We start from the raw sequence: 1658 nt of genomic DNA on the forward strand, positions 1-1658 counted from the left end.
GCTTGTAATTAGGTGAAGAGAAAAACATTGTGTAATGTTCATTTCTCTTGTTTATAAGGAGAATATATGGAACAAAAAAAACAAGAGGGTAGCCGTTTTTTACGAACGGTTGAATGGCTGGGAAATGCTCTGCCACATCCTGTTATTCTATTCATTATCTTAATTGGGATTTTATTAGTCTCTTCCGCCGTTGGTCAGTATTTTGGCATTAGCGTACCAGATCCTCGCCCCGAGGGTGCGAAAGGTCGTGCTGAAGACGGAATCATTCATATTGTTAGCCTGTTAGATGCTGAAGGTATTCGTAAAATTCTGTCTAATGTGGTCACCAACTTTACTGGATTTGCGCCTCTTGGCACGGTATTAGTTGCCCTTTTAGGGGTAGGGATCGCAGAACGTGCCGGTTTATTATCAGCGGCAATGCGTCTGATTGTTATCAAAGCACCTCGTAAATTAACCACCGTTGCGATTGTTTTTGCTGGGATTATGTCTAATACCGCGGCAGAACTCGGGTATGTGGTATTGATACCACTGGCTGCGATCATTTTCCATTCATTAGGTCGCCATCCATTAGCTGGGCTTGCTGCTGCATTTGCAGGGGTATCCGGTGGATATTCAGCGAACTTACTATTAGGAACAGTGGATCCGTTACTGTCAGGGATCACTCAGCAAGCCGCTCGAATTATTGACCCTACCTATATCGTCGGGGCAGAAGCAAACTGGTACTTTATGTTTGCCAGTACTTTCTTGATCACTATCTTGGGTTATTTCATCACAGAGAAAATTGTTGAGCCGCAGTTAGGTCCTTATCAGGGCGGTGGTGTCGATGAAGATGAAGATAAACTCCGCGCCTCAGCCGAAGTGACGCCACTTGAGAAAAAAGCGCTGTTCTGGGCATCGGTGACTTTTTGGGGATTAGCGGCAATATTAGCCTTAATGGTGGTGCCGGAAAGTGGAATTTTACGTAACCAAGAAACTGGGTTAGTGAGTAATTCACCTTTCTTAAAAGCAATCGTGGTGTTTATCTTTATTTTCTTTGCAGTTCCAGGGATTGTTTACGGCTATATTGCAAAAACCATGCGTAGCGACAAAGATGTGGTTGATGCGATGGCAAGCGCAATGAGCACTTTAGGTCTCTATTTAGTCATCATTTTCTTTGCGGCACAGTTCGTTGCATTCTTTGGCTGGACCAACATTGGTCAAGTGATTGCGGTCAAAGGTGCTAATTTCTTAAATAGTATCGACCTACATGGTGGAATATTATTTGTTGGCTTTATTCTGATTTGTGCCTTTATTAACTTGATGATCGGCTCTGCTTCGGCTCAATGGGCTGTGACAGCACCGATATTTGTACCAATGTTAATGTTGGCAGGCTATTCCCCTGAAACTATCCAAGCGGCTTATCGTATTGGTGATTCAGTGACCAATATTATTACGCCAATGATGAGCTATTTTGGCTTAATTATGGCCATTGTCGTCAAGTATAAGAAAGATGCAGGGATTGGTACTCTGGTTTCAATGATGTTGCCATACTCGATTATTTTCTTTATTGGTTGGTCTCTGTTCTTTATTATTTGGGTATTTATTTTGGGACTACCGGTAGGACCTGGATCACCAATTTATTTTACTCCTGGAAGTTAATCTAATAATTAATTTATAAG

General features: G+C 42.2%; 1 protein-coding gene. It reads left to right on the forward strand.

What is annotated here, in order from left to right:
- The first annotated feature begins 66 nt into the window (after positions 1–66).
- On the forward strand, positions 67–1638 hold the full coding sequence (locus JK188_RS17305) for an AbgT family transporter (protein WP_211886993.1): 1572 nt from the start codon (positions 67–69) through the stop codon (positions 1636–1638).
- The last annotated feature ends 20 nt before the right edge of the window (positions 1639–1658 follow it).

This window comes from Providencia sp. JGM181, from assembly GCF_018257375.1.
Classification (GTDB): domain Bacteria; phylum Pseudomonadota; class Gammaproteobacteria; order Enterobacterales; family Enterobacteriaceae; genus Providencia; species Providencia lanzhouensis.

Bases quoted from the DNA above. Each gene is read 5' to 3' on its own strand.
- JK188_RS17305 (WP_211886993.1), top strand. From the start codon at position 67: ATGGAACAAAAAAAACAAGAGGGTAGCCGTTTTTTACGAACGGTTGAA.